The following is a 24,960-nucleotide window of genomic DNA, read 5'->3' as shown; positions in this document are numbered from 1 at the left end:
TACTGTCGCCTGCCTTAAAACCTCCGTCTAAGAGATCAACATGCAACAAAAGCATCAATTGTTCATTAATAACGAGTGGGTCGACCCACTGACTGGTCAATGGTTTGAGTCTCTCGATCCGTTCTCAGGCGAAGCCTGGGCGCTGATCCCGCGCGCAGGCAAAGCCGACGTGGATCGTGCTGTCAAAGCCGCCTCAGAAGCGATGTCAGGCCCCTGGGGGAAAATGTCCGCCAGCGATCGCGGCATGCTGATGTTCAAGCTCGGCGCGCTGATTGAAAAGCATGCCGACGCGCTCACCGAAGCCGAAAGCCGGGACAACGGCAAGTTACGCAGCGAAGTGGGCGGACAGGTTCGCTACGTCGCCAAATACTTCTACTACTACGGCGGACTGTGCGACAAAATCCAAGGTGCTGTCGTCCCGATGGACAAGCCCAAAGTCTTCAACTACATCCGCTACGAACCGATTGGCGTGGTTGGCACCATCACCCCCTGGAACTCCTCGCTGCTGCTGACAGCCTGGAAACTCGGACCTGCGCTGTGTGCCGGTAACACGATCGTTGCAAAACCCTCCGAACACACTTCGGTCTCTCTGTTTTTGTTGGCCGACCTGTTCCGCGAGGCCGGCTTTCCACCCGGCGTCTTTAACGTCGTCACAGGCTTTGGCAACGAAGTCGGCGAACCGCTCGTGGTGCATCCGGACGTCGCCCGTATCGCCTTTACCGGTGGGGACGAGGGTGGCCGCAAGGTCAACATGCTGGCTGCGCAACATTTCAAACGCGTATCGCTTGAGCTCGGTGGCAAGTCCCCCAATATCGTCTTCGATGATGCAGACCTGACGCGCGCCGCAAACGGCATCATCACCGGGATTTTCTCGGCAGGCGGCCAAACCTGCATGGCCGGCTCACGTCTGCTGCTGCAAGAGAGCATCCATGACGAAATGATCGAACGCCTGATCGCCATCGCGAGCAAGGCCAAGCTTGGCGACCCCGCGCGCACGGACATCCAAATGGGTCCCGTGGCGACCAAACCCCAGTACGACAAAGTCGTCAGCTACATCAACATCGCCAAAGCCGAAGGCGCACGCTGCGTGTTTGGTGGCAACGCTCCCAAAGGTCCCGAATACGGTTGCGGCCAATTCGTCGAACCCACCATTTTTGTCGATGTGACCAACGATATGCGCATCGCGCAAGAAGAGGTCTTTGGACCGGTACTCTCGGTGATCAAATTCAAAGACGAGGAAGACGCCGTGCGTATCGCCAACGACATCCGCTTTGGACTGGCTGCAGGCATCTGGACCAAGAGCTTGCATCGCGCCCTGATGATGTCAGAGCGCGTCAAGGCCGGCACAGTATGGGTCAACAATTACCGCTCCACCAGCTACACCACGCCGTTTGGTGGTTACAAGGATAGCGGCATGGGGCGCGAGGGCGGCATCGAGGCAGTCAAAGAATACCTCGAGACCAAGAGCGTCTGGATGTCCAGCGATCTGGACATGCCCGATCCGTTTATTCGCAAATATTGATCGATCAAAGCGTTCGATCAAACACGGCGCGTGGTTAACCGACCGCGCGTCGTACCGAGTCCAGGGACATCAATTTCAAACGCGGACCGGCTTTCATCATCTGACCGGGCAATTGACGCCCCATCATCTGCTCAACCTGCTTGGCCACACCGATCAACTTTTCCAGATCAATCCCGGTTTCATACCCACACTCTTCGAGCAGATAGACCAAGTCCTCGGTGCAAATATTGCCAGTCGCACCCGGCGCAAACGGACAGCCGCCGAGACCCGCGATGGACGACTCAAACTCGCGAATACCGAGCTGCAAACCATTCATCACGTTGGCAAGACCCACACCACGGGTGTTGTGGAAATGGAGCGCGATTTCCATCTCTGGATACTTATTGCGTACCGCCTCGACCACGCGCGTCACCACAGGAGGCGTCGCCATCCCGGTCGTATCGCCAAACGTAATATTGCGAATACCGTGAGCATCATAGGAGCCGACGATCTTCAAAATATTGTCGATGGACACTTCGCCCTCAAAGGGGCAACCGAACGCTGTCGCGACAGCACCGCGCAACTTGATGTCCCATTGGCGCGCGATGGGTACCACCTCGGCAAAGTCGGCGATCGCCTGATCGATCGATTTATTGAGATTGGTTTTGCAATGGCTTTCGCTCGCGGAAATAAAGCCCACCATCATGTCTGCCTTGGCCGCTGCGGCACGCTCCGCACCACGTGCGTTTGGCACGAGGACTGCCAGACGTACATTGGGATTGCGATGCACCTGGGCCAGGACCTCGGCCGCATCGGCCAGCTGTGGCAGTGCACGGGGCGACACGAATGAGGTCGCTTCGATACTCCGTACACCCGCATCGATCAGCGCATTGATGACAGCGACCTTATCGGCAGTCGCGATGAACTCTGGCTCTGCTTGAAAACCGTCACGGGTCCCGACTTCGGTGACCGTCACAAATTTTTTAGATTGTTCTGACATGATGATTCTCGTAGGTTAAGTCTAATAATAAGGTCGAATATTTGATCGAATAATGAGATTGAATATTGTGTTCAATTTGCGTTCAATTTGCATTCAATATTACACAATCTATTGAACAATTGATTACACAATTCCGCGGCTTTTAAGTGAAGCGATCGCCTCTGCGGTTAGCCCGAGCTCACCGAGCACCACATCGTTATCCACCCCTAAAGTCGGCGGTGGACGATGGATCTGACAAGGATCATCCGAAAACTTAATCGGAAAACCCAGCACATCCAGACGACCATGCTCGGGATGCTCAATCGTCAACCGCATTTGCTGATGCTGGGTCTGCGGATCATCAAACACCTCGCCGATATTCAGCACGCGTCCACACGGCACGCCGGCTTCGTTGAGCTTTTCAATCCAGTGCGCGATCGGTTTTTGGCGAACCTTTTCATTCAACGCAGCATTGATGGCCTCGCGATTAGCAAAGCGTAAAGAGTTATTTGCAAACTCAGGGCGTTCCCTCAGATGCTCAAGATCGAGCGCGGCCAGCAGTTTGAAATAAAACGTATCGTTACTCGGCGCAATCGCAACCTGACCATCCGAAGCCTCAAACAGTCCGTAGGGAGATGCCAGCGCATGGTCATTGCCCGTGCGCAAAGGCAGCTTACCGGTTGCAAAATAATTCGTCGCCAAAAAAGCCAACATACTCGTCAGACCATCGGTCAAAGAAGTCGTGACCTCCTCGCCCTGACCCGTACGCGTGCGCCTCACCAGCGCCGCCAAAATACCCATTGCAGCATAAGACCCTGCGATCAAATCCGAGATCGGAGGCGCCGCCCGCATCGGCGGCTCATTGGCTGCGCCATTCACGCTCATGAAACCACTCATCGCCTGCGCGATGAAATCAAACGAAGGCCGATCCGCGTAGGGACCATCCAGACCAAAACCGGTCACGTTGCAACTCACCAAATCGGGTTTGATCTGTGACAAGGCTTCACGCCCAAAACCCATCTTGTCCATGATGCCCGGACGATAGTTGTTGACCACCACATCCGCGGTCTTGAGCAACTCGCGCAAAATATCCTTGCCTTCCGGCGCACGAAGATCAAGCGTGATCGAACGCTTGTTGCGGTTGAAAGACGCAAAATAGAAAGAGTATCCGTTAGGCGCCTCACCTTGATGGCGCACCGGATCGCCGCCCTTGGGGTCCTCGATCTTGATGACCTCGGCACCCATGTCGGCCAAAAACATCGTACAAAACGGACCGGACAAAATCCGCGTGAGGTCTACGACCCGGATACCTTGAAGCTGCATGGTGTGCGTGAGGCCTTTTTCAACTGTTAAAGCTTTACCGCTTTAGATCGCGATAAAAATTTTCATGGGTACCTAGTAACAATAGATATCTTGTCTTTGGATCAAACTCATACGCCAAAAGTATCTCTTGTTTTTGACTTTTGAATTTATATACATAAACACCACTCAAGTCACCGCGTTTTTGGGTGCCGATTTGAGGGTCTTTTATGATCTCTTCGATTCCAGCGTCAACATCGATTTTTTGTTTTTTATGAAGTTTTTTATAACTTCTAGCAAATATTGCGGATTGAAATACTTCTACTGTCCAACCCGGCATCAATCATTTCCTTTTGGAATGAAAGGTGTTGCAAGGGACCTTCCTTCAGCTCTTGCTATGAGCAAATCTCGAACAAAATCAATTGGTAAATCTGGATTATCCAAAGCTGCTTTTCCAACTAGCGCCCAAAATTCAACTTGGCCTGCAATAGTACGACGTTCAGCGTGAGCGTGCGCTTTCGCTTGCTCATAAAGATAATCGTCAATGCGGACTGGCATTCCCATGGCATCCTCTCCTGATACTACAATTGTAGCAAAAAAGAATCATTTACTCTTTGATAGAACTCCCCTGCTGCACTCAAGCTCGCCGCATGCGCTTGCTCATCCGCGTGATGGAAACCCATCGCATAGGCTTCGCGCTCGAACATCTTGAACGTGTCGCGATGCACGTAACTCTGGACGATCAGCAATAAGATTTCTCGACCATTCATGAGTAATCTCCGTCGTCCACTTTGCGTGGTAAAGACCGTCGCTCGCTAAACTAAGCAACAGGTTTCTGAGCGTATTCGGGTATAGAACGTTTGCATCTAAGATTGCGGTGTATTTTGCAGAGCCCGCCATTAATCATCGAGCCCTAACTCTTGCCCTATCGCCGCCAACTCGTCGAGAGCGGCATCTCTTTTCAGTTGCGAGTCCTTTTGATATCTCATCAGCTCGGAAAACTCCACGCGCCGATGTCTTCCTACTTTGCGGCACTTCAACATACCTGACTCAATTAGCTTGATGACGAATGGTCGAGATACATTCAATAAGTTTGCCACCTCTTGAGTGGAGAGCTCATGCTTTTGGGGAATCAAAACGATCGGCTGTTGCTGCGCCATCAGACCGAGCAAATTCGCTACGGCGCGAAGCGCTTGTGGTGGCAACTCTATGATTGGACCGTTCGTTGATGGACCACCTTCCTGAACGAGGACGAGTTTTGTAGCCCTAGAATGATCCAGAGCAGCCATGATGCAGCGCTGAGCGATCTTTGCCATCTCTGCATCATGATCATTTTCGACGGACTCCAGCAGCGTTTCTTGAGTCATATTTAAATCCTAAAATAAGTTGAGCCTCAAGGAGATTCACTTACCTCTATTATGACATCATTCGAATTAAACGAAACAATCGAAATATTCGAATTTTGAAACTACCCTGCTGCACTCAAGCTCGCCGCATGTGCTTGCTCATCCGCGTGATATGACGAACGCACCATCGCGCCTACTGCCGCATGATGGAAACCCATCGCATAGGCTTCGCGCTCGAACATCTTGAACGTATCGGGATGCACGTAACGCAGTACGGGCAAGTGATGCTCCGAAGGCTGCAGATACTGACCGATCGTCAGCATCTCGACATCATGCGCGCGCATGTCGCGCATCACCTGGAGGATTTCTTCGTCGGTTTCGCCAAGTCCAAGCATCAAACCTGATTTGGTGGGCGTGTTGGGATGACGCTTTTTAAATTCTTGGAGCAACTTGAGCGAATGCATGTAGTCCGAGCCCGGGCGCGCTTGCTTGTACAAGCGTGGCACGGTCTCGAGGTTGTGGTTCATCACGTCCGGCGGACCGCCATCCAAAATCTCCAAGGCGCGATCAAGGCGGCCACGGAAGTCGGGTACCAATACCTCGATGCGTGTCTCAGGAGACAGCTCGCGGACTTTTTGAATGCATTCCACAAAATGGCCCGCGCCACCATCACGCAGATCATCGCGATCGACCGAAGTAATCACGACGTAGCTTAATTTGAGCGCAGCGATGGTACGCGCCAGATTGACCGGCTCGTTGACATCCAGAGGATCCGGACGGCCATGTCCGACATCACAAAACGGGCATCGACGGGTGCACTTGTCACCCATGATCATGAACGTCGCGGTGCCTTTGCCGAAGCACTCGCCAATATTGGGGCAGGAGGCTTCCTCACACACCGTGTGCAGATTGTGCTCGCGCAAAATACGTTTGATGTCGTAAAACCTGGAGCCCGCAGGCGCCGCCTTGACCCGGATCCAGTCCGGTTTTTTCAAGCGCTCAGCGGCGACGACCTTGATTGGAATCCGAGAGGTCTTGGCCTGCGATTTCTGCTTTTGCGTCGCATCGTAGGGGGCGGCTGAGGCAGCGACTGCGGGCGCAGCAGCTGTCGAGGTGTGTTCAGGTTGTGTAGACATAGGATCCGTGGGCGTTTTACACGCCCGACCGTTCAGTGACTGTAAGTATCCATTTTACCCGTTGGAGAGGGACAAACCGCAGTACCTTGTTATTTGTTGGGACAATGTTTGCGCAACATCAACCCAGCTCGCCTGGACGCCATATTGCGCCATGCACACCGTCTGCAACCCAGCGTAACCACAGGGGTTAATCCCGTTGAACGGGGTCAAATCCATGTCCACATTGAGCGCCATGCCGTGATAGGTGCAACCATTGCGGACCTTGATGCCCAAGGCGGCGATTTTGGCGAGCTCCGCTGCCCCCTCACCGGCTGAGATCACAGATCCCAGAGGCACATAGACACCTGGCGCGCCCTCTTTACGACAGGCATTTTCGATTCCGTAGAGCCTGAGTGTCTCGATCGTCGCCTCTTCGATCTGATGCACCATCGCCTTGATAAAGCGTCCGGAGCGCCTGAGATCCGCAAGAATATAGGCCATCACCTGACCGGGGCCGTGATAGGTCACCTGCCCGCCCCGGTCGGTTTGAATCACAGGGATGTTGCCAGGGTTGAGCAGGTGCTCAGGCTTGCTTGCCTGACCCAGCGTGTATACAGGCTCGTGTTCCACCAGCCAGATTTCATCGGGGGTGTCGGGCGTACGGGCCTCGGTAAAGGCTTGCATGGCTCGCCAAACCGGTTCGTAGGGCGTCGGGCGCGGCCAGGTACGACTCAAGTTACAACACCACCGACACCATGGGGTGTCCGTGCAGAGCGCGATACAGTGCGTCGAGTTGCTCACGCGAGGTTGCGTTGATAGTAAAGGTCAGCCCCATATAGTTGCCCCCCTTGCTCGGACGCATTTCAACCGTCGCCGCATCAAAGGCGGGGTCATGCTCGAGTACGACCGCCGTCAATACCTGTGCTAGCTCGGGCGTTTGCTTTCCCATCACCTTGATGGGAAATTGGCACGGATATTTGATCAGCGATTCGTTTTCAGGAATAGACACTTCAGCTACCTCGACTCGCGTTATTTACGCTAAGGCCGCGATACGCGCGTCATACGCCGCACGCAGTTTTTGATAAACCGGACCAGGCTTGCCCGAGCCAACGGGTTTGCCATCAAGCTCAACCACAGGCAAGACCTCGCGCGTCGCGGACGACATCATCATTTCATCGGCCGCACGAGTTTCCGCCTCGGTCACCACACGCAGCTCAAAGGGGATGCTGACTTCTTTGCACAGCTCTTCAAACAAACCGTAACGAATACCCTCGAGCACCAGATTGTTTTTCAAGGGCGCGATGACCTTGCCATTTTTCACAACCCAAATGTTGCACGAGGCGCCTTCGGTCAAATTGCCGTTGCGAAACTGGACAACCTCGTCCACACCCGCATCAACCGCCGCCTGTTTGGCCAGCACGTTACCGAGCAAAGAGACGGATTTGATATCGCAATGCAACCAACGCTCATCCGGAATGCTGACCAGACGTACACCCTTTTCACGCACGGCGGCGCTCGGAGGCGACATCGGTGCCACCATGGCGAACACCGTTGGCTTCACGGCAGGAACGGGATAAGCATGATCGCGCTTGGCCACACCTCGCGTGATCTGGATATACACCATGCATGTTTGTTCTGTGGTCTTGGAAACCAGATCCTTGACCAGCTCGATCCACTGCGCCTTGGTCATCGGCTGGGCGATGTGGATCTTGGCGAGGCTGCGCTCGAGGCGCGCCAAATGCTGTTCCATGCGGAAAGGTTTGCCGTGATAAATCGGCACCACCTCGTAGATCCCGTCACCAAAAATAAAGCCACGATCAAGGACTGAAATTTTGGCTTCGGACAACGGTCCAAACACACCATTCAGATAAACAATCGGATCTCCCGACACACCTTGAATCAACATGTTCTGAACCATCTTTTATCTCTCTCTGCTTGATCGTTATGATTGAAACTGATGAACACACACATCGCGGACCAGGACGCTGCGCGTCTTAATCCGGCTTTTTACGGAACCACAATCTTACCGAGTCCACTGTACGACCCACAAAACCGGCGCGCTCGACAGGGTCCAGCACCAGCAAGGGGCGAGTCAACAGCATCTTGTCCTCGAGCATGAGCGTCAGCGTGCCCACGCGCTCGTCCTTAGCCAGAGGCGCAAACAAAGGATCAGGACGCTTGGCGATCGGCTTGACCTCGGAGGCCTTGCCACGCGGGACCGTCACCCACAGCGGCTCGGCCACGCCAAGCTTGGTGGAGTCGACCTTGCCCTGCCAGACTTGTGCTTCGACCGCGGCGTGCGTTTGATCAAATAGTTTGACCGTCTCAAAGTTCTGGAAAGTCCAGTTCAGCAACTTGAGGCTTTCTTCGGCACGCGTGGCCATGCTGTCGGAGCCCACGATCACAGTAATGACACGACGGTCTCCGCGTTTGGCCGTTGCGACGAGGCAATAGCCCGCGGCCTCCGTATGTCCGGTCTTCATACCATCAACGGAGGGATCGGCCCAAAGCAGACGATTGCGGTTAGATTGCTTGATCTTGTTGTACGTGAACTCACGCATCGCGTAGTACGGAAAATAATCTGGATGATCCGTGATCATGCGGCGCGCGATGATTGCCAGGTCACGCACCGTGGTCATGTGCTGGGGATCAGGCAAACCGGTCGTATTGACAAACACTGTGTTGGTCATGCCCATGCGGCGGGCTTCTTCGTTCATGACAGAAACAAACGCGGACTCGCTGCCCGAGACCGCCTCGGCCAGAGCCACGGAGGCGTCATTGCCGGACTGGATGATCACACCCTTGATGAGCTCGTCAACGGTAACGGGCTTGCGCGGCTCGATGAACATGCGCGAGCCGCGTGTTTTCCAGGCAGTCTGGGACACGTTGGCCTGTTGGTCGAGAGAAATCCGTTTTTCCTTGAGGGCGGTAAACGCGACATAGGCCGTCATGATCTTGGTGAGCGATGCCGGTTCGATTTTCATGTCCGGATTGGACGAAGCCACAACCTGACCGCTTGTCACATCTACGGTAATCCAGGCCTTGGCCGCAATCGCGGGGGCCGGGACCGGAGACAAGTCACCGACCTGAACCGGTACCAAGGGTGAGGGCATCGTCGCGGTGGTGGCGGCGGCCGAGGGCGCGGGCTTGGCCGCCGCTTTATCCGCGGCAGCTTTGTCTGTCTGGGTCTTGTCTGTTGGTGATTTCTGCGCCCAGACCGGTGTCAGACCGGTCGCTGTCATGGCGGCGAGCGTCACCACTGATGCAATCGCGACCGAGTGGATGCTGCGTCGGACGGCGCAAAAAAGGTGGTTAAGCATAAAAGGCACTCACAGTCGTAAACAATCTATTATAGGCACGACCGTCCCGCAGAAAATGGGACTCAAAAGAATTTTACAAACACCCTTTCAAGCTCTCATGTCTGAGCGTTCAGTTCAAAGCCCTCAGTTCAACGCTTTCAGCTCAACGCCTTCAGTTCAAGGCTTTCAGTCGCGTTTGAACCAGCTGACGCAAGACGAGCAGTTTGCCGTGGAAGAAATGCCCGGCCTCGGGGATCACGACAACAGGCATGCCGATGGGACGCGCCCACTCCATGACCTCAGAGAGCGGCACCACCTCATCAAGCTCGCCATGGATCACCAAGGCATCCTCAGGGGCCTTGGCATCGCTATGCCGAAACCGCAAGGCCGCAGAGCCCGTCAAAATGACAATGTTTGGCAAATTTTTGCTGAGCTTTTCCCATTGGGCATACAGCTGGACGCCGATCGAGGTTCCAAAAGAGAAACCACCCAACACCCAGGGTTTAGCGGCGATCTCCGGATAACGCACGCGAAACTGTTCGACCAACGCTGCCATATCTTGCAGTTCGCCCTTACCGTGATCAAAGCTGCCGCCCGACGCACCGATGCCACGGAAGTTGGGGCGTAACGCCACCAAGCCCTGCTGCACACAGGCGCGCGACAAAGTTGTCACCACCTTGTTGTCGCGGGTACCACCCTGGGAAGGATTGGGATGCAGGATCAGCGCCCAACCAGTCGGCACCCCCTCGGGCCAGTCCATCGCACAATCGATGATACCGGCGAGACCATCAAAACTCGTATTTTCAGTATGAGCAGGCATAAATCAATCGTCAAAAATTAGAAAAATGTATCAAAGGCCATCAACGCTTTGCGGTGGTGCGCACACTGGTCAGCCATTGTGCCACTTGTTCGGCGGCCTGATCAGTTGCCGTGCGTAACGCCAGCGCGCCACCGGGTGCATCTTGTGTGGCCGCGGGCACACGGATATTGATCAGACGCTGCCCCAGCACCTCCGAGCCGCGCATCAACACCGCCTGCAAGGTCAGCTGCGCCTGACTGGAGGCGCCATCTGGGGAAAACGTTTGCTCAAAGCGCTGCAAATTAAGGCGTAATTGCGGCACATCGCCACCCATCGTTTGCTGCAAGACCGCGCCTTGCAATGACAGGCGGTCCACAATCCGTTGCGTGACAAGACGAGCCGGCGGGGCCACCCATTGATAGGTTGTATAGGCCTGAGGCTGCCCCTGATCCCCGACACGCCAGACCACCATGGTCTCGGTCAAGAGCGCGGCCGAATTTGCGGGCGGCACCGCGATCGGCGGCATGGGGGGCAGAGAAGTCATCGCACTGGCAGCACTAGATCCACCCGAGGCAGCCGCTGCACCCGAAGCTTGAGAAAAAGCGCCCGCCCCCAGATCCAGTTGCTTGGGTGCCGTCGCACGCTCACCCACGGCACACGCAGTCAGTACGCTCGCCAAGCCGCACAGCACGCCCACGCGCAAGGCAGTCCGCCCGCGTGACATGACCACTGAACAATCCCCGGATACTCGCTTGAACATCTGCACAATCATCATCTCAATATCCTCAGCGCCCAGTGGCGCCAAAACCTGCAAAACCTGGTTCACCCGGACCGGGCACCGCGCGTGGCGGTCCAAAGATCAGCGACTGGGGTGCTTGTCCCAATTGACGCGCCGTCTGCGTGAGCGCCCGCGAGGCATCTGTCGCGCTCAGTGTCAACATCGACACATCCGGCAAGGTCGATACGCGCAGCTGCGCCACCGCCTCTCGGATGTCCTTCAAACTCTGTGTCATCTGCACCATCGTGCCACCCGGGGCATTCAACACATCGAGAGTTTTTTGCGCGGACAAGGCAAGCTTGCGGATATCGGTCATCGCCTCATCGACCCGCTTGCCAGTGACGGAGAGGTTATCAATCAAGGCCGGCACCTTTGCGATCCCAGGCTCGAGCAAGACCACCGAGCGCCTGAGCTGATCGGACAAGGATGCGACATTTTTGAGCGTTGAGCTCAAAGCCTCGATGTTTTCATCGGAGGCGATTTTTTGAATGTGCACGAGCAAGCCTTCAACCGCAGGTGCCATGCCGGAGGCCTGCGCGATCAAGCGATCAAGAAAGTTGGGACGAATCGGAATCTGCTGAATCTTGGCTGCGCTCGACTCCAGACGCGTCGTCGAGGTGCCATCATCGCGCAACTCCACATTCGAAATCCCCGTCACACCCGCGATCACGATCTCCGCCCACGTCGCACGCGTGATCGGTGTTCTCGGATCAATGCCGATCAGGATCAAGACCTTGCCGGGTTTTTCAGGCACAAAACGCAAGGACTCCACATTGCCCACAGGCACGCCTTGATAACGCACCTCGGACTGCACCGACAAACCCGTCACAGGCGAGGTCGCGATCAACTCATACGGCACGCGGGGCAAATTTTGTTTGCTCACCCAAATCGCGACTACGCCCGCCGCCAGTAAGAGCAGCAGCGTAAAGAGTCCCGCCAGCAAGGCATGACTACGATTTTCCATTTTTTGCTTCCTTTGGATTCGGCATACCAAACGCACGCACTGCGCGCTCGCCATGAAAGAAGGCATCGAGAAAAGGGTGTTTGACCTTCATCACTTCTTCGAGCGTACCTTCTGCTAACACTTTCTTTTCCGCCAAGACCGCCACGCGTGTAGACAAGGCGGCAATCGTATCGAGATCGTGCGTCACCATCACCACCGTGAAACCCAGCTCACGATGCAACGCACGGATCAACTCCACAAACTCGTCCGAGCGCTGCGGATCGAGTCCGGCCGTCGGCTCGTCGAGAAACAACAACTCCGGGTCCAGCGCCAGGGCGCGCGCCAACGCCACGCGCTTGATCATACCGCCCGACAAATCCGACGGCATCAAAGCCGCATCACGCGCTGTCATTCCCATCCAGCTCAAGCGCATGAGCACGACATCGCGGATCAAATCTTCCGGCAAATTACGCGCCTCGCGCAACGGCAGCGCGATATTGTCAAACACAGGCAATGCGGAAAACAACGCGCCCGCCTGAAACAACATGCCCCAGCGACGCGTCAAAGCAATGCGCTCCGCACCCACATAGTCGTGCACCGGACGACCAAAGACACTGACCACACCCGCCCGAGGACGATCCAGGCCCAAAATCTGCCGCAACAATGTGGTCTTGCCCGAGCCCGAGCCCCCCACAAGCGCGAGAATTTCCTTGGGATAGATTTTTAAATTCAAATCTTTGTGCACCACATGCGTCCCAAAGGCCGTCGTTAGATTGTCCACATCGATAATGGGTGCAGGGGTTTCCATCTCTAGATCCCCATCTCGTTAAAGATGACCGCATACAGCGCGTCGATCAAAATCACACCGGTAATCGCCGTCACCACCGAGGCCGTCGTGCCGCGTCCCAGGCTCTCCGTGTTCGGTTCAATCCGCAAACCAAAATGACAGGCGATCAGCGCGATCCAGATGCCAAAGGTCACGCCCTTAATCAAACTGATTTTGTAATTCGTCAAACCCACTGCATCGGGCAACTCAGTAAAAAACCATTGAATCGACAGACCGAGCTCCAGTTTCGCGGCGATCATGCCACCAAACAACGCGATCGCGTCGGTCCACAACACTAGCAAAGGCATCGCGATGGCCAGGGCAATCACACGCGGCAAAATCAAGCGCTGACCGTGCGAGATCCCCATCACTTGCATGGCATCAAGCTCCTGCGTCACACGCATCACACCGATTTGCGCCGTGATCGACGAACCCGAACGACCCGCCACCAAAATCGCGGCCAACACCGGCCCCAGCTCCCGCACCGTCGCGATGCCCAACAGCTTAACGATAAATTGACCCGCTCCAAACATCGCGAGTTGTTGCGCGGAGAGATAGGACAGCACCACACCAATCAAAAATCCAACCAGAGCCGTGATCCCCAAGGCCTGCGTGCCCACACGATAAATCTGCGCAGAAATCTCACGCCAGGGTCCGCGTATTGGATGCCGTATGAATTTTGCGAAATCCAGTATGAAGCCCCCGAGCAGCTGCAGCAGCTTGCTGCCATGCTCGACCAGGACAAACAGGCCCATGCCGATGGCTCGCACCCAGGCCAGCCAATCGGTCGGCACCTTGGGTGCGGCGTCATCGATCGGGTGATCGGCCAGGATCTCAAACAAGGCTTGCTGACCAGGCGTCAGCTGCGTGCCATCGGGGATCTTCTGTCCCCAGGACTGCCACAACAGCTGGGCACCGACCGCGTCAAGCTGACCGATACCAGAAAGATCCCAGGCGCTCGCTTGAGCCGCGGCGGACAGCGCCTGACGGCGTCTGCGCACCTCGCCCTTAACCGCCAGCGCCTGCACGTTCCAGTTGCCCGCAAGCAGGCAACGCCCGCCCTCGCTCGATACGCACGCCACGCTCGACGCAGCCGATGCGCCAGCTTCGCGGGAGGCTTTGAGTGATGCAGTGGGTGAGGGTGACGCCATAAAGGACTTTAATCCGTCAAAAAACGCATATTCATTCAGACTGATTCCCTCCATCATAATTCACCCCGTAAAATCCAGTCATGCGCCTGTCAGCCCCCTCCCAGCCAAACCTTGACTTTCCGGGTCCCGAAACCTTTATCGAGGCCCTTAAAAAGTCCCTCCCGGACTTCGGCTCGGTCGAGTGGGTCAGCCACACAGGGTCCACCAACGCCGATTTAAGCCTGCGTGCCAAAGACCGTGCAGACGCCCCGCCCAAGCCTTGGCTGCTAGGCGCCCATCTTCAAACCGCCGGCAAAGGCCGGGCCGGCCGCCCCTGGGCAAACGAAGCTGGCGGGACACTGATGTTCTCCTGCGCGTTTAGCCACAAGATCCCCCTGGCACTCTTACCCGGCCTGGCGCCCGCAATAGGTGTCTCAACTTGCTTGGCTCTGCGGTCATTCATCAAGCAACAATGCGCCGGGACCATGTCTAAGTCCGCATTGCAAGACCTGTTGGATCATCTACGCCTGAAATGGCCTAATGATCTGCTGTGGCGGGGCGCCAAGCTTGCCGGACTGCTGATTGAAACCGCCCCCTCCTCGACGATCGTCATTGGCATGGGGATCAATCTCCGGGGTGCCGCGACACTGAGCGCCCAGCTTGAACGCGAGATTGCCGATCTCAGTCAGGTTGAACAAGCCTTGCAGGGTCGATCCCTCGACGACGCACCCGCAACACTGGATCCCATTAAGCTCGTTACCCCCTTCGCGCTCACCTCGCTCGTCGCCATTTTTGCGCAGGCCTGGCAAACCGCTTTGCAAACCTTCGCAACAAATGGATACGAAGCCTTTACACATTCCTTTGCTATAGTCGATGCGCTGACCGGTCAAGCAGTACAGGTGATGGATCAGGGCAAAATCCTGTACCAAGGTCCTGCGCAAGGCACCGATTCGATGGGCCGATTGCGTGTAATGACCGACGCCGGCGAAATACCCGTGCTGTTCGGCGATGTTTCCATTCGACCCGTACACCCATTCAAAGGGACACCATGATCGTCTTGCTGGACGTTGGCAACAGCCGCCTGAAGCTCGGCTGGTATCACCCAAGTTTGGGGCGCGAAGCCGCCGTCCATGCGATCGCACTCAACCCCCTGGCCCAGCTGCCTGAACGACTGCGCAAATGGATGGCGACCCTTCCGATGCAGCCTCGCGCAGCACTTGGAGTCAATGTCGCGGGCAGCGTGGTCGCAGAGATGCTCACCGAGGTCTTTCAGACAGCAAGCTGCGCCCTGACGTGGAACACCCCTTGCGCCAAGCAACTCGAGGTGGAAAACGGCTACGACAAACCCGATCAGCTCGGTGCTGATCGCTGGGCCGCTCTGCTCGGCCTTGCGGGCCATTTTCCCAAACAGCACCCACCGCTTGTGCTGGCGACCTTTGGGACCGCAACGACGATCGATACCCTAAGCCCAAGCAAGCGTTTTGAAGGCGGTCTGATCCTGCCCGGCCCGGCCTTGATGCGCCAGTCCCTTGCCCAAGGCACGGCGAATCTGCCCCTGGCAAGCGGCGCGGGCTCAGACTATCCCACTCACACCCTCCAAGCCATCTCCACTGGCGTCGTCGCCGCACAAACAGGCGCCGTCTGGCGCCAGTGTGAAATCACGCGACAACGCTTTGGTGTTTCGCCTATCCTGTGTGTGAGCGGTGGCGGCTGGCCCGAGGTGGAACAAGAGATCCGACGCATGCTCGCCTCGCTCGACATCAAAATGATCGCGCACCCGGTACTCGATGGACTCGCCCGGATTTTGCAGCATCAGGTTTGACTCAAAGGCCTGAGCAAATTACAGTTCGCCCATGAGAGCTATTTTTATTATTTTGATGTTGATCAACCTTGCCGTGTTTGGTGTGGGCCAAGGCTGGTTCGGCACGCCGCGCGCAGAGGCCGGTCGCACTGCCGCAGACAAGCTCCCCGTCCCGCTTAACGCAGACGCTTTAAAGCTTGGTCCCGCGCAATTTCAAACTCGTTGATATTTTGCAAAATACGGGCAGTCGCCCCGGTATGCAGCGCAACCCAATCCCGACCTGAACGACCACGCTCAGCCAGCGCCTCGGGCTCTTTGAGCCAGTTCAACGCAGTCGCCACCGCACGCAAAGCAGGATCGACCAGCTCGGAGCGCTGGATCTGAATCGCCGCACCCGCCGCGACAGCACCCTGCACCGCATCGGCAAAATTACGCGCAAACGGACCCACAATCACAGGCGTTCCCATCGCGCAGGCTTCAATCAGATTCTGACCACCATGCGGCGCAAAACTCCCCGCCACAATCGCCACATCACTTGCCGCATAAAAGAAGGGCATCTCACCCAAGGTATCACCCAACACCACACGCACATCAGACAACTCTCGATCGGCATGCGTGTTGTGACGAATATCGGACCACCGTACAAAGCGCAGGCCCGACTGCTCCAATAAGGCCGCCGCCTCGTCAAACCGCTGCGGATGACGTGGAATCAAGAAAAACAAAGGCGGTGGTGCGGCAGAAAGCGGGACCGAAGGCGCGACTGGGCCAGCATCGCCTGAAGGCGGAACGGGGGCAACCGGCATCGGCGTCAATATCGGATCAAAATGAACCGAATGCGCAGAGTAATCCTCCGGCATGACTTCAGGGTGCGTCAGCTGATGCTTGATCGCCGAGACAAACATCGCATCCTCGCCCTCGCGCGTGCTTGCGATCGAGATGACCGGACGCGTCAAACGCTGTCGCCAAGCTCGCCCCGCGTCGACCGCGACGATCGGCAAGACCACATCAAATTTTAGATTACCAACGATTTGCACATTCGATGCGCCCACCTCAAACAACCTGCGCGCATCATCTTCGGTTTGCGCAAGCACCAGATCGATACTGGCGTAGGCATCACGCATGAGGCTCAAGAAAAGCTGATCAATCCGCCGCACATGACCCTGTGCTCGCTCAGAAAACCGCGCGCTCGCCAAAATGATCGGCACATCCGCAATTTGGGCCTGATCCAGCAGATTGGGCCACACCTCGCGCTCAATCAAGATGCCCAATCTGGGCCGATAGTGCTTAAAAAATCGGCGCGTCGCACCCGGAAAATCATAGGGCAGCCATTGCTGACGCAACTGACCCGTTGCGATTTCCGCCGCAAAAAGCTTTGCGCCCTCGGCACGGCCTGTGGGAGTCGTGTGCGTCAACAACACGCGATCACCTCGAGACAGCAAAGAGACAATCAAAGATTGCGCCGCGCGCGTCTCACCCAGACTGACAGCATGGACCCAGACCGGCGCTTCGCCATCCCAAGGCAAGGCATAGGAACCAAAGCGATCGGAGGAAAATATCTGCCAGTCGCCACCCGCCCGACGCGCACGCCAATACATCCAACCCCAGATCAGGGGGGACAGCAATCTCAAAAGGAGGGTATACGCCTGTTGTGCCATGGCGAGATACTAGCGCAGAGCGTCGTTCAATGCACCTAAAACTGTCTCTCGCGAGGGTGATTGGCCCCGATCACCCAAACTAGCGGTAAAGCCTGCGCCTATTAACGGGGTTCTAACCGGTGTTGACGCTTTATAAATACCGATTGTCGGACGACCAAGCGCAGCCGAGAGATGCGTCAACCCACTATCCAAGCCAACCATAACTCTCGCTGCCGCTAAACAGCGTGCAGCCTCAGTCAAATCCATCCGCGGCAGCACCATTGCGCCCGACCGCCCTGCCACTAAAGCCTTGGCTCGTTGCATTTCCGCCTCATTTCCAGCCAACAACTTAAGTTGCAAACCCTCATCAGCGAGACGATCAAACACCGCATGCCAGTCCTCAACAGGCCAAAGCTTGTCATCACGACTCGCAGACGGCATGATCACGGCATACGCATCTTCATGCGTACGTAAAACACGCGCCTCATCTTCGAATGCCTGCAAACCAAAATCAGGCACCCCCTCATAGGTATACCCAAACGTCGCCGCAGCCAACTCACGCTGTCGAGTCACGGCGGGTTGCCAAAATTTCACACGATGGCGCACGTCATAAAAAAACGAGGCAAGCGGCTCTCGCGCAGAGGTGAAACCCAAGCCATGCTTGACACCAGACGCCATGCGCGTGAACCAAACTGATTTCAGCAGGGCTTGCATATCGAGCACGATGTCGTAGCGACGCGCGCGCAAATTCAGTTCCAGCGCACGACGCGCCGCGCGGACCTCCGACGACCACCAAGCCTTGCGCCAACGACGGTGCGCCACACGAATCACTTCATGCACAGCAGGATGCCAGGCAGGAATCTGCGCAAAACTATCCTCTACCAGCCAGTCGATCTGCGCATCCGGCACATGGCGTGCGATGTCAGATATCGCAGGCAACATATGCACCAAGTCCCCTAGCGAGGACGTGCGAACGATGAGGATTCTGGTGACCATCTTCGTCAACTGACTTGTTTAATCGCCACCAATACCTCATCCACCCCCACTTTCCAGTCCGGCAAACTCACCCCAAACGCCTGACGGATCTTGCTCGTATCCAGACAAGAGTTCATCGGCCGTGTCGCAGCCACCGGATAGTCCTCCGTGCGAATTGCCGTAATCGCATCGTCGGCGACCTTGATCGGCCAGCCAGCCGCACGCGCCTGAGCAATCACGTAACTCGCATATGCATGCCAGTTGGTCACGCCACCAGCCGTCAAATGATAGACACCCCAACGCGGATCTTCCGCCGGTTGTCCCGCCATCTGACCCAAAATTTTCGTCGTGGTTTCAGCAATCAACGCCGCCGAGGTCGGCGCGCCAATCTGATCAGCCACCACCCTCAACGCATCTCGCTCATGCGCGAGCTTGAGCATGGTTTTTAAAAAATTTCCGCCATGCGCACCGACGACCCAGCTTGTCCGAAAAATCAAATGCCTGGGACAAGCCTCTGCGACGGCCCGCTCACCTGCGAGCTTACTGCGACCATACGCCGACAAAGGCTGTGTCTCATCAGTCTCGATGTAGGGCGACTTTTTAGTACCTGGGTACACATAGTCCGTCGAGTAATGCACGATGCACGCGCCGACAGCATGAGCAGCTTTGGCCAGCAAACCCGGTGCGACCGCATTAATCGTGTGCGCAAGCTCCGTCTCAGTTTCGGCACGATCAACCGCTGTGTAGGCAGTCGCATTCACGACAATGCTTGGCTGGATGCGAGAAACGAGGGCTGCAATTGGACATTCCGTGCCGGCACCGGCATTCGTACCAAGCACGCTCAAGTCTAGTTCGGCACGCGTACAAACAACCACCTCGCCCAAAGTCTGGAGGGTGGATTTCAGGGCATGACCAACTTGGCCATTCCCGCCAATTAGAAGGATTTTGTGTTTCATGGCTGAATTATGCATCATCTCGGAGGCTCTAGATGCGCATTCAGCCATGCTCATGCAGCTAACTTACATGCCTCCGCCTGCATGTAAAACAGCAAACAGCTTACTTGCCGCGGAACACCGGTGCACGCTTCTCGGCAAAGGCGCGCTTGCCTTCCTGATAGTCATCGCTTGCGAAGCATGCCAAGACCATCTGCTTGATGCCTTCGACATCCACGTGTGGAGGCACTTTCTGAAACTCGCGGATGGCTTTTTTACCGGCGCGCAGCGTAATTGGAGCATTGGCCACAACTTTAGCCAAATACTCATCCACAGCCTTGTCGAGCTCGGCTGCAGGCACCAAGTGTTGTATCAGGCCTTTTTCCTTGGCTTGCTGCGCGGTAAAACGCTGAGCCGACAACATGATGTCGAGTGCCTGTGGCGCACCGACCGTGCTGACCAGGTTTCGAATCGCGGTCAGACGATAGCCCAGACCCAGACGACCGGCGGGGATCGCAAACGTACTGACGTCAGACGCGATACGGATGTCGCAGCATAGGGATAGGTTCAAGCCGCCACCGATGCAATAGCCATCAATACGGCCAATCACAGGTTTGGAACAGTTGTAGATTGAACCTTGGGCTTCTTCACCTACACGCTCGTACTCGGCAACAGCATCCGCAGCCGTGCGGAGTTTTTCAAACTGGGAGATGTTGGCGCCGCTGACAAAGGATTTGCCGCCTGCACCGGTTAAGACGACCGCGCGGATCTCGTCATCGTTTTCAAACATTTTGATGATGCCAGGCAAAGCAGCCCACATGTCATAGGACATGGCATTGTGTTTGGCTGGGTCGTTAAACGTAATCCAGCCCACAGCACCCCTTTTCTCGATGATCAAGTTGTCTGTGATTTCGCCCTGCAACAATCTGGTGGTCGTCATTTTCAAAGGTCTCCAAGTAATGTTCGATAACGTGCCATAGCGGTTTCTAAATGCGTCCTCATGGCGAGACGAGCGCCTGCCGAGTCGCGCCGGGCGATTGCCTCGACGATGATCTCGTGCTCGTTCTCAATTTCTTCCACGCGGGTCGTGCCAATCGTTCTAAATCTAAACGTGCGAACAGCATGATGGATCACATGACTCAGGTGACCCATGATGCGAACAAAGTAAGGATTGTTGGCGCAATGCGCGACCGCCAGATGAAAATCCACCGACGTGTGCGAGGCCGCCTCCCAATCCGAGGCGTGTTGCTCCAGCCGCTTGAGCGACTGGCGAAGCGATTCAAGCTGGACCGCCGTGCGGTGCGTCGCAGCGAGCGCCGCCGCGCCCGACTCGATCTCGATCCTGAGCTGATGCACATGGATGAGCTGAGACAGATCCAGCAAATCGTCATGCGAGACCTCAAACGGTCTCAGCGCGATATCCGCACAGACAAATGTGCCAACACCATGACGCGTCTCGACCAATCCCGTGAGCTTGAGCCGCGCGATTGCTTCGCGAACCACGTTTCGGCTCACACCAAATTGCGCGCCAAGCTCCTGCTCTGTTGGTAAACGCTGACCCGGGGCAAGACTTTCATTCAGAATCCGCGTGCGCAGCTGCTGCGCGATCTCATCCGGGAGATTTTCCGGACGGCCGAGACTGTCAAAAGCAGAAACTGTTGAAGAGGACGAAACCGATCCAAGCTTTGCGCTTGCCCCACGGCGTCCTGTCGTCTGTTGTCTACGTGCAGTGTAAACGGTGGTGGTGATGCCGGGCTTGTCCAACTTAAATCGCACCTTCGCGAGCGAGTTCTTCGAGCTGAGCAGCACTGATGCCAAACTCGGCGTAGACCTCTTTGTTGTGTTCCCCACGGTCAGGCGCCGCGACAAAAACTTCCCGCTTGGAGCGGCTCATGATGACCGGCTGACCGACCACACTGATTTCACCGAGCTTGGGATGATTGAGCTTTTTAGCCATGCCCAGATGGACAACCTGCGGGTCCTCCATCGTCTGCTGGACGTTCTTGATCGGGCCGCAAGGCACGCCTTCCTTGTTGAGCAATTCGATCCAAAAAGCGGTGTTTTCCTGCTTGGTGCGCGCATTGATCGCCGCATTGAGCTCAGAGCGATTTTTAGCGCGCAACTGCATGGATTTGAAACGCTCGTCATTTACCAACTCGGGCAAACCCAAGACATTGGCCAGACGCACGTACATTTCCGTACCCATCGCCGCGATGTTGATATAGCCATCAGAGGTCGCATAGACACCGGTCGGTGAGCTCGTCGGATGATCGTTGCCGCTCTGACCAGGGATTTCCTTGTTCATCAGCCAACGCATGATCTGGAAATCCATCATCCAGACCTGCGCCTGCAACAGCGAAGACTGCACCCACTGGCCCTCGCCCGATTCCTCGCGCTCGAGCAAGGCGACCAAGGTACCAATCGCGCAAAACAAACCCGAGGTCAGGTCGGCCACCGGGATGCCGGCACGCATCGGTCCGCGACCAGGCTCGCCCGTCACCGACATGATGCCGCCGATCCCCTGCGCAATCTGATCCAGACCAGGGCGATCCTTGTACGGACCGTCCTGACCAAAGCCAGAAACACTCGCGAGAATGATGCGCGGATTGACCTTGCGCAGTGACTCGTAGTCGATGCCGAGCTTAAATTTAACGTTGGGGCGATAGTTTTCCACCACTACATCGGCCTGCTTGACCAGCTCCATCAATAAAGCCTTGCCCTTGGGGTGCTTTAAGTTGATGGTGATGCTGCGCTTGTTGCGATGGGTGTTTTGATAGTCCGCGAACTGCGCCGAACCGCCTGGCTTATCGTCCGGCATGTCGCCTGGTTCTTCGATTTTGATGACGTTTGCACCCCAATCTGCGAATTGACGGACCGCTGCTGGGCCTGAGCGGACTCGAGTTAAGTCCAGCACGGTGAATCGACTGAGGGGCAGCTTGGACATTGAGGTCTCCGGGGTAATCTGTATGTAATTTTGACCGCGATTTTTAGATGTTGGACATCTTACAAGAAAACGACCATGCTGTCTGGACGCTTGCCACGACCTCTGTAAAAACGGGTCGTTGAGTTGAATCTGTGTTCAGGCAAGCATCGCGCAAAGCGCGTAAGTTATTCAGGGTCGCAAAGTTTGATGCCTCACCTTTGCAGCGCTCAAGCAACTCTTCGAGCAAATAACCAAAGGCACGCACTTCGATTTTTTCAAGCGCCAGCCTTTGTGCTGCATCGGTAGGCTTAAAACACGCCGCACCAAAATCACCCAGTAAAGCATGACCATCGCGCCCCAACAGGATATTGTGCGCGTACAAATCTCCGTGCATGATGCCCTTTGCATGCACTTGCTGAGCGACGCTGGCGATGCCGGTGGCGATGCTCAGCACTTCAAATAGACTCAAGCGCATATCGTCCGCGTACACATCGCGCGTACACGAAGCAAAACTTGGCGGGCCGGCCAGATTGCGATAACTTGCATCGACTAATGACATCACCAAACCATTCGCGTTTTCGGGATGTCCTTCAATCTTGCCGAGCACAGGGATCAAGTTTAGATGGCTGCCAACCCGCATGCATGCTGACATTTCGCTCATCGGTAGGCCATCGCTTGTGAGCCCACCTTTAAAAACTTTAACGGCTACTGGAATCGTCTTGTTAGCTTGCCAAGACGCATGGTAAATGACGCCCGAAGCGCCTTCGCCAAGCTTTTGATGCAAACCCAAAGAGGACCACGGGATGGGTTTGACCGGCGTATCTTGTAAGGCGGTTTGCTCATCCATTGAACAAAAGGGATTACCTGAATAGCTTAACCAAGACAAGCGCGGTAGTTTCAGCAACACACTTGGCAAGGCTTCAAACCTGTTTGCCGCGATTCGGATGAGTTCCAGACTTTTGCAGTTCCCCAGTGCTTCAGGTAGCGTCTGCAGGCGATTACCCGCCACCATCAGTTTTTGCAGATGCGGACGATCACCAAGCTCTAACGGCAATTCAGTCAGCTGGTTACCGGTCAGGATCAACCAGCGTAGCAGAGGGGGTAAAGCTTCAGTCAAAACATGGCGGATATTGTTGTTTCTAAATCCAACCATGCTCAAGGCTTTGCATTGACCCAGTACGCGAGGCAGCTCGGTAAACTGGTTGTCAGAGCAGAACAAAATTTTTAATTTGTGCAGTTCGGGAAGGCGATCGGGCAGACTGGATAAGGCGTTACCTGACAGATCCAGGATTTCTAGGGTGTCAGCCAGATCAAAAATCTCGGTAGGGAAGTCTTTTAGGTTGCAGGACAACCGCAGTTGTGTACTGCCCGCCAAGCGACCCGCTTTGGATTCCTCTTTAAACTGCTCAAGTGTTTGGATCGGTGCATGCATAGCTTCAAAGAGTAACAAATCCCATGCCAAACCTCCCCTCCTTCCCCTTATCCCCCCTTCTACCCTTATCCTCACGTGGCGACCCAGAACCCAGTCGCTTCTTATCTTAATGTCCTACAATTTGGCAATCAATTGACCCTTTGAGTACATGACATGATTCTTGTTACTGGCTGCGCAGGCTTTATTGGTAGTAATTTTGTCCATACTTGGCTTTCAAGCCATGATGAGCCTATCGTCAACCTGGACAAGCTGACCTATGCCGGCAATCTCGACAACCTGTCTTCGCTGGCACAGGACCATCGTCATATCTTTGTGCAAGGCGATATCGGCGATCAACAACTCGTCTCCGAACTACTCTCAAAATATAAGCCCCGTGCCGTACTTAATTTTGCCGCGGAGTCCCATGTTGACCGTTCAATTTTAGGTCCTGGTGAGTTTATCCAGACCAATGTGATCGGAACGTTTAACTTGTTAGAGTGTGCGCGCGCCTACTGGTCGGCCTTACCCGCAGAGGGCAGCGGTGAGGACCTGAACCAAGCGAGCTTTCGTTTTCTGCATGTATCGACCGATGAGGTCTATGGCACTTTAGGGCCTCAAGATCCACCCTTTGCCGAAACTAACCCATTCGAGCCTAATAGCCCCTATGCAGCTAGTAAGGCCTCATCAGACCATCTCGTTCGCGCCTGGCATCATACCTATGGGCTCCCTGTTCTGACGACAAACTGCAGTAACAACTATGGGCCTTATCACTTCCCCGAAAAGCTGATTCCGCTCGTGATTCTGAATGCACTGAACGGCAAGCCACTGCCAATTTATGGCGATGGCCAACAAATTCGTGACTGGTTATTTGTGCAAGATCATTGCCGCGCAATCATACGGGTCCTTGAAGCCGGTCGGATTGGTGAAACCTATAACATTGGCGGCTGGAACGAAATGGCCAATATCGATGTTGTCAAAACAATCTGCAGCCGCCTGGATGCTTTGCGCCCTCGCGCGGATGGTAAAAAATACGCTGAGCAGATTACCTATGTTAAAGATCGCCCTGGTCATGACAGGCGTTATGCCATCGATGCGCACAAAATCGAACGCGAATTAGGTTGGAAACCCAAAGAATCCTTTGAAAGCGGTATAGAAAAAACCGTGCAGTGGTATCTCGCCAACCCGAAATGGGTCGAAGGTGTGACAAGCGGAGAGTATCGAAAATGGATTGTTCAGCAGTACACGGCTGGATAAGAGCCTTCCTAGATC

At 55.5% G+C, this 24,960-nt stretch carries 28 protein-coding genes; 5 read left to right on the top strand and 23 right to left on the bottom strand.

Annotated elements, in window-relative coordinates:
- Positions 1 to 40: 40 nt before the first annotated feature.
- A complete protein-coding gene (locus QWY27_RS07595; protein WP_290196327.1) occupies positions 41 to 1,522 on the top strand; it encodes an aldehyde dehydrogenase in 1,482 nt (493 codons plus the stop codon).
- 34 nt (positions 1,523 to 1,556) lie between these two features.
- Here the strand turns inward: QWY27_RS07595 and QWY27_RS07590 are convergent, their stop codons facing one another.
- From QWY27_RS07590 to QWY27_RS07515, 16 genes are all read right to left on the bottom strand, one after another.
- Entirely contained in the window at positions 1,557 to 2,501 is a 945-nt protein-coding gene (locus tag QWY27_RS07590; protein ID WP_290196325.1) for a hydroxymethylglutaryl-CoA lyase, read from the bottom strand.
- Positions 2,502 to 2,624: 123 nt separating this feature from the next.
- Complete coding sequence (locus QWY27_RS07585; protein ID WP_290196323.1) at positions 2,625 to 3,803, bottom strand: CaiB/BaiF CoA transferase family protein; 1,179 nt, start codon at positions 3,801 to 3,803, stop codon at positions 2,625 to 2,627.
- 34 nt (positions 3,804 to 3,837) lie between these two features.
- Positions 3,838 to 4,119 carry a type II toxin-antitoxin system RelE/ParE family toxin gene (locus tag QWY27_RS07580; protein WP_290196320.1) on the bottom strand — a complete coding sequence of 94 codons (282 nt, stop codon included), beginning with the start codon at positions 4,117 to 4,119 and terminating at the stop codon, positions 3,838 to 3,840.
- Positions 4,119 to 4,343, bottom strand: a complete 225-nt coding sequence (locus tag QWY27_RS07575; protein ID WP_290196318.1) for a ParD-like family protein — start codon at positions 4,341 to 4,343, stop codon at positions 4,119 to 4,121. Before QWY27_RS07575 ends, QWY27_RS07580 begins: the two co-directional genes overlap by 1 nt.
- A 17-nt stretch (positions 4,344 to 4,360) precedes the next feature.
- The gene (locus tag QWY27_RS07570; protein ID WP_290196316.1) at positions 4,361 to 4,549 is read right to left on the bottom strand and encodes a hypothetical protein; all 189 of its coding nucleotides are present in this window, start codon (positions 4,547 to 4,549) and stop codon (positions 4,361 to 4,363) included.
- Between the two features lie 129 nt (positions 4,550 to 4,678).
- Positions 4,679 to 5,146, bottom strand: a complete 468-nt coding sequence (locus QWY27_RS07565) for a helix-turn-helix domain-containing protein (RefSeq protein WP_290196314.1) — start codon at positions 5,144 to 5,146, stop codon at positions 4,679 to 4,681.
- Between the two features lie 101 nt (positions 5,147 to 5,247).
- On the bottom strand, positions 5,248 to 6,261 hold the full coding sequence (gene lipA, locus QWY27_RS07560; protein ID WP_290196313.1) for a lipoyl synthase: 1,014 nt from the start codon (positions 6,259 to 6,261) through the stop codon (positions 5,248 to 5,250).
- A gap of 54 nt (positions 6,262 to 6,315) precedes the next feature.
- Positions 6,316 to 6,975 (bottom strand): lipoyl(octanoyl) transferase LipB, encoded by a 660-nt coding sequence (lipB, locus tag QWY27_RS07555; RefSeq protein WP_290196311.1) that lies wholly within the window; start codon positions 6,973 to 6,975, stop codon positions 6,316 to 6,318.
- Position 6,976: 1 nt separating this feature from the next.
- Complete coding sequence (locus tag QWY27_RS07550; protein WP_435433459.1) at positions 6,977 to 7,249, bottom strand: DUF493 family protein; 273 nt, start codon at positions 7,247 to 7,249, stop codon at positions 6,977 to 6,979.
- Between the two features lie 24 nt (positions 7,250 to 7,273).
- Positions 7,274 to 8,146 (bottom strand): D-amino acid aminotransferase, encoded by an 873-nt coding sequence (locus tag QWY27_RS07545; RefSeq protein ID WP_290196309.1) that lies wholly within the window; start codon positions 8,144 to 8,146, stop codon positions 7,274 to 7,276.
- Positions 8,147 to 8,234: 88 nt separating this feature from the next.
- Positions 8,235 to 9,560 carry a D-alanyl-D-alanine carboxypeptidase family protein gene (locus QWY27_RS07540; RefSeq protein WP_290196307.1) on the bottom strand — a complete coding sequence of 442 codons (1,326 nt, stop codon included), beginning with the start codon at positions 9,558 to 9,560 and terminating at the stop codon, positions 8,235 to 8,237.
- Positions 9,561 to 9,711: 151 nt separating this feature from the next.
- Positions 9,712 to 10,359 carry an alpha/beta hydrolase gene (locus QWY27_RS07535; RefSeq protein WP_290196306.1) on the bottom strand — a complete coding sequence of 216 codons (648 nt, stop codon included), beginning with the start codon at positions 10,357 to 10,359 and terminating at the stop codon, positions 9,712 to 9,714.
- A gap of 40 nt (positions 10,360 to 10,399) precedes the next feature.
- A complete protein-coding gene (locus QWY27_RS07530; protein WP_290196304.1) occupies positions 10,400 to 11,113 on the bottom strand; it encodes an ABC-type transport auxiliary lipoprotein family protein in 714 nt (237 codons plus the stop codon).
- Positions 11,114 to 11,123: 10 nt separating this feature from the next.
- Positions 11,124 to 12,080: an MlaD family protein gene (locus tag QWY27_RS07525; protein ID WP_290196303.1), complete on the bottom strand. Its 957-nt coding sequence runs from the start codon at positions 12,078 to 12,080 to the stop codon at positions 11,124 to 11,126.
- On the bottom strand, positions 12,067 to 12,867 hold the full coding sequence (locus tag QWY27_RS07520; RefSeq protein WP_290196301.1) for an ABC transporter ATP-binding protein: 801 nt from the start codon (positions 12,865 to 12,867) through the stop codon (positions 12,067 to 12,069). Before QWY27_RS07520 ends, QWY27_RS07525 begins: the two co-directional genes overlap by 14 nt.
- Before the next feature lie 2 nt (positions 12,868 to 12,869).
- The gene (locus tag QWY27_RS07515) at positions 12,870 to 14,036 is read right to left on the bottom strand and encodes an MlaE family ABC transporter permease (RefSeq protein ID WP_290196544.1); all 1,167 of its coding nucleotides are present in this window, start codon (positions 14,034 to 14,036) and stop codon (positions 12,870 to 12,872) included.
- 80 nt (positions 14,037 to 14,116) lie between these two features.
- Between QWY27_RS07515 and QWY27_RS07510 the strand changes: the two genes are divergently transcribed.
- From QWY27_RS07510 to QWY27_RS07500, 3 genes are read left to right on the top strand one after another with little or no spacing between them, the layout of a single operon-like run.
- Positions 14,117 to 15,067, top strand: coding sequence for a biotin--[acetyl-CoA-carboxylase] ligase (locus tag QWY27_RS07510; RefSeq protein ID WP_290196299.1), 951 nt, complete (start codon positions 14,117 to 14,119; stop codon positions 15,065 to 15,067).
- Positions 15,064 to 15,837, top strand: coding sequence for a type III pantothenate kinase (locus QWY27_RS07505; protein WP_290196297.1), 774 nt, complete (start codon positions 15,064 to 15,066; stop codon positions 15,835 to 15,837). Before QWY27_RS07510 ends, QWY27_RS07505 begins: the two co-directional genes overlap by 4 nt.
- Positions 15,838 to 15,868: 31 nt before the next feature.
- Complete coding sequence (locus QWY27_RS07500) at positions 15,869 to 16,042, top strand: hypothetical protein (RefSeq protein WP_290196296.1); 174 nt, start codon at positions 15,869 to 15,871, stop codon at positions 16,040 to 16,042.
- Here QWY27_RS07500 and QWY27_RS07495 read toward each other — a convergent pair.
- The 7 genes from QWY27_RS07495 to QWY27_RS07465 form a co-directional block, all read right to left on the bottom strand.
- On the bottom strand, positions 15,993 to 17,471 hold the full coding sequence (locus QWY27_RS07495) for a 3-deoxy-D-manno-octulosonic acid transferase (RefSeq protein ID WP_290196294.1): 1,479 nt from the start codon (positions 17,469 to 17,471) through the stop codon (positions 15,993 to 15,995). The two genes, QWY27_RS07500 and QWY27_RS07495, sit on opposite strands and share 50 nt — an antisense overlap.
- Before the next feature lie 9 nt (positions 17,472 to 17,480).
- A complete protein-coding gene (gene waaC / locus QWY27_RS07490) occupies positions 17,481 to 18,446 on the bottom strand; it encodes a lipopolysaccharide heptosyltransferase I (protein WP_290196292.1) in 966 nt (321 codons plus the stop codon).
- A 5-nt stretch (positions 18,447 to 18,451) separates the two neighbouring features.
- Positions 18,452 to 19,381: a dTDP-4-dehydrorhamnose reductase gene (gene rfbD, locus QWY27_RS07485; protein WP_290196290.1), complete on the bottom strand. Its 930-nt coding sequence runs from the start codon at positions 19,379 to 19,381 to the stop codon at positions 18,452 to 18,454.
- 100 nt (positions 19,382 to 19,481) lie between these two features.
- Positions 19,482 to 20,297 carry an enoyl-CoA hydratase gene (locus QWY27_RS07480; protein WP_290196288.1) on the bottom strand — a complete coding sequence of 272 codons (816 nt, stop codon included), beginning with the start codon at positions 20,295 to 20,297 and terminating at the stop codon, positions 19,482 to 19,484.
- 2 nt (positions 20,298 to 20,299) lie between these two features.
- Positions 20,300 to 21,121: a FadR/GntR family transcriptional regulator gene (locus QWY27_RS07475; protein WP_290196285.1), complete on the bottom strand. Its 822-nt coding sequence runs from the start codon at positions 21,119 to 21,121 to the stop codon at positions 20,300 to 20,302.
- 1 nt (position 21,122) lies between these two features.
- Complete coding sequence (locus tag QWY27_RS07470; RefSeq protein ID WP_290196284.1) at positions 21,123 to 22,301, bottom strand: CaiB/BaiF CoA transferase family protein; 1,179 nt, start codon at positions 22,299 to 22,301, stop codon at positions 21,123 to 21,125.
- Positions 22,302 to 22,344: 43 nt separating this feature from the next.
- Positions 22,345 to 23,712 (bottom strand): leucine-rich repeat-containing protein kinase family protein, encoded by a 1,368-nt coding sequence (locus tag QWY27_RS07465; protein ID WP_290196542.1) that lies wholly within the window; start codon positions 23,710 to 23,712, stop codon positions 22,345 to 22,347.
- 153 nt (positions 23,713 to 23,865) lie between these two features.
- On the opposite strand from QWY27_RS07465, the gene rfbB reads away from it, so the two are divergent.
- Positions 23,866 to 24,945 (top strand): dTDP-glucose 4,6-dehydratase, encoded by a 1,080-nt coding sequence (gene rfbB / locus QWY27_RS07460; RefSeq protein ID WP_290196282.1) that lies wholly within the window; start codon positions 23,866 to 23,868, stop codon positions 24,943 to 24,945.
- Positions 24,946 to 24,960: the final 15 nt, after the last annotated feature.

It is taken from the genome of Zwartia vadi (assembly GCF_030410375.1).
In the GTDB taxonomy this organism is placed as follows: domain Bacteria; phylum Pseudomonadota; class Gammaproteobacteria; order Burkholderiales; family Burkholderiaceae_B; genus Zwartia; species Zwartia vadi.
This window is presented reverse-complemented; position numbering and strand designations above follow the sequence as displayed.

Excerpts from the sequence above, each read along its gene's own strand:
- QWY27_RS07595 (WP_290196327.1), top strand. The coding sequence starts at position 41 with ATGCAACAAAAGCATCAATTGTTCATTAATAACGAGTGGGTCGACCCA.
- QWY27_RS07590 (WP_290196325.1), bottom strand. The coding sequence starts at position 2,501 with ATGTCAGAACAATCTAAAAAATTTGTGACGGTCACCGAAGTCGGGACC.
- QWY27_RS07585 (WP_290196323.1), bottom strand. The coding sequence starts at position 3,803 with ATGCAGCTTCAAGGTATCCGGGTCGTAGACCTCACGCGGATTTTGTCC.
- QWY27_RS07580 (WP_290196320.1), bottom strand. The coding sequence starts at position 4,119 with ATGCCGGGTTGGACAGTAGAAGTATTTCAATCCGCAATATTTGCTAGA.
- QWY27_RS07575 (WP_290196318.1), bottom strand. The coding sequence starts at position 4,343 with ATGGGAATGCCAGTCCGCATTGACGATTATCTTTATGAGCAAGCGAAA.
- QWY27_RS07570 (WP_290196316.1), bottom strand. The coding sequence starts at position 4,549 with ATGAATGGTCGAGAAATCTTATTGCTGATCGTCCAGAGTTACGTGCAT.
- QWY27_RS07565 (WP_290196314.1), bottom strand. The coding sequence starts at position 5,146 with ATGACTCAAGAAACGCTGCTGGAGTCCGTCGAAAATGATCATGATGCA.
- lipA (WP_290196313.1), bottom strand. The coding sequence starts at position 6,261 with ATGTCTACACAACCTGAACACACCTCGACAGCTGCTGCGCCCGCAGTC.
- QWY27_RS07545 (WP_290196309.1), bottom strand. The coding sequence starts at position 8,146 with ATGTTGATTCAAGGTGTGTCGGGAGATCCGATTGTTTATCTGAATGGT.
- QWY27_RS07540 (WP_290196307.1), bottom strand. The coding sequence starts at position 9,560 with ATGCTTAACCACCTTTTTTGCGCCGTCCGACGCAGCATCCACTCGGTC.
- QWY27_RS07535 (WP_290196306.1), bottom strand. The coding sequence starts at position 10,359 with ATGCCTGCTCATACTGAAAATACGAGTTTTGATGGTCTCGCCGGTATC.
- QWY27_RS07530 (WP_290196304.1), bottom strand. The coding sequence starts at position 11,113 with ATGATGATTGTGCAGATGTTCAAGCGAGTATCCGGGGATTGTTCAGTG.
- QWY27_RS07525 (WP_290196303.1), bottom strand. The coding sequence starts at position 12,080 with ATGGAAAATCGTAGTCATGCCTTGCTGGCGGGACTCTTTACGCTGCTG.
- QWY27_RS07520 (WP_290196301.1), bottom strand. The coding sequence starts at position 12,867 with ATGGAAACCCCTGCACCCATTATCGATGTGGACAATCTAACGACGGCC.
- QWY27_RS07515 (WP_290196544.1), bottom strand. The coding sequence starts at position 14,036 with ATGGCGTCACCCTCACCCACTGCATCACTCAAAGCCTCCCGCGAAGCT.
- QWY27_RS07510 (WP_290196299.1), top strand. The coding sequence starts at position 14,117 with ATGCGCCTGTCAGCCCCCTCCCAGCCAAACCTTGACTTTCCGGGTCCC.
- QWY27_RS07505 (WP_290196297.1), top strand. The coding sequence starts at position 15,064 with ATGATCGTCTTGCTGGACGTTGGCAACAGCCGCCTGAAGCTCGGCTGG.
- QWY27_RS07500 (WP_290196296.1), top strand. The coding sequence starts at position 15,869 with ATGAGAGCTATTTTTATTATTTTGATGTTGATCAACCTTGCCGTGTTT.
- QWY27_RS07495 (WP_290196294.1), bottom strand. The coding sequence starts at position 17,471 with ATGGCACAACAGGCGTATACCCTCCTTTTGAGATTGCTGTCCCCCCTG.
- waaC (WP_290196292.1), bottom strand. The coding sequence starts at position 18,446 with ATGGTCACCAGAATCCTCATCGTTCGCACGTCCTCGCTAGGGGACTTG.
- rfbD (WP_290196290.1), bottom strand. The coding sequence starts at position 19,381 with ATGAAACACAAAATCCTTCTAATTGGCGGGAATGGCCAAGTTGGTCAT.
- QWY27_RS07480 (WP_290196288.1), bottom strand. The coding sequence starts at position 20,297 with ATGACGACCACCAGATTGTTGCAGGGCGAAATCACAGACAACTTGATC.
- QWY27_RS07470 (WP_290196284.1), bottom strand. The coding sequence starts at position 22,301 with ATGTCCAAGCTGCCCCTCAGTCGATTCACCGTGCTGGACTTAACTCGA.
- QWY27_RS07465 (WP_290196542.1), bottom strand. The coding sequence starts at position 23,712 with ATGCATGCACCGATCCAAACACTTGAGCAGTTTAAAGAGGAATCCAAA.
- rfbB (WP_290196282.1), top strand. The coding sequence starts at position 23,866 with ATGATTCTTGTTACTGGCTGCGCAGGCTTTATTGGTAGTAATTTTGTC.